The organism is Pseudomonas sp. 7P_10.2_Bac1 (assembly GCF_025465935.1).
In the GTDB taxonomy this organism is placed as follows: domain Bacteria; phylum Pseudomonadota; class Gammaproteobacteria; order Pseudomonadales; family Pseudomonadaceae; genus Aquipseudomonas.
In genome coordinates this window covers 1-1,081 of the sequence record NZ_JANLNV010000050.1, presented here as the reverse complement: position 1 = coordinate 1,081, position 1,081 = coordinate 1, and the positions used below count along the sequence as shown (strand labels likewise).

The following is a 1,081-nucleotide window of genomic DNA, read 5'->3' as shown; positions in this document are numbered from 1 at the left end:
GTGAGTTCAAACTCAAGGCTGCCAGCATGGTGCTGGACGAGGGGCAGTCGGTTCCCGAGGTCTGTGCCAGCTTGGATATTGGCCCTACGGCCTTGCGCCGCTGGGTCGATCAAGTTCGCAAGGAACGCTTGGGCTCGACTCCGGTGGGAGCCAAGGCGATTACCGCGGATCAGCGAGAGATCCAGGAACTTAAAGCCTTGCTCAGGCAAAGAGACCGGGATATCGAAATCCTAAAAAAGGCCAGTGCTCTCCTGCTTTTGGACGCCAAAGATCACTCTCGTTGATCTGTGAGCTGGGCGAGCAGTACGGCGTTAACGATTGCTGTCGTGTGTTCGGAATAAACCGCAGTAGCTTTTACGCATGGCGTCAGCGCCAAGGCAAGGTGAGCCCTAAGCGAGAGAAACTCAAGGCTATGCTGGTCAAGCACCACAGGGCGTCGAGAGAGTCTGCGGGCGCTCGTACCTTGGCTAAACAGCTGCAAGCCGGCGGGCATGATGTCGGGCGGTTCATGGCTCGCAGCTTGATGCGAGAAGCAGGCATTGTCAGCCGTCAACGCCGGCGCCATAAGTACAAGTCACCTGGCGTGGAGGCTTTGGTGGCACCGCATGTGCTCAAACGCAAGTTTGATGTTGCGACGGTCAATCAGGTGTGGTGTGGGGACGTGACGTACATCAAAGTCGGCAAGCGTTGGCTGTATTTCGCGGCGGTTCTGGACTTGTTCGCTCGCCGGATTGTGGGCTGGTCGTTTTCGATGATCTCTGATGCCACGCTGACCTGCGAAGCCCTGCGGATGGCGATTGAACTGCGCGGTCGCCCAAAAGACGTACTGTTTCACTCCGACCAAGGTTGCCAGTACACCAGCCATAAATTCAGAAATGAACTGCTGGAACATGGACTCCGACAAAGCATGAGCCGTAAAGGCGAATGCTGGGACAACGCTCCGATGGAGCGTTTCTTTGGAAGTTTGAAATCAGAGTGGGTGCCAGAAGCAGGCTACGGGTCGGAACATGAGGCCCGAGCGGATGTGCAGCGCTATGTATCGCGCTACAACATCACCAGGCCGCATAGCTACAACGACTAT

At 56.3% G+C, this 1,081-nt stretch carries 2 protein-coding genes; both read left to right on the top strand.

Features of this window, described 5'->3' with window-relative positions; all coding sequences use genetic code 11:
• Positions 1–284: transposase (locus NTD86_RS08695; protein ID WP_262201792.1), on the top strand; the 284-nt coding region annotated here is incomplete at its 5' end.
• The coding region (locus NTD86_RS08690; protein ID WP_262201791.1) for an IS3 family transposase at positions 281–1,081 on the top strand (801 nt) is incomplete at its 3' end. The genes NTD86_RS08695 and NTD86_RS08690, both read left to right, overlap by 4 nt.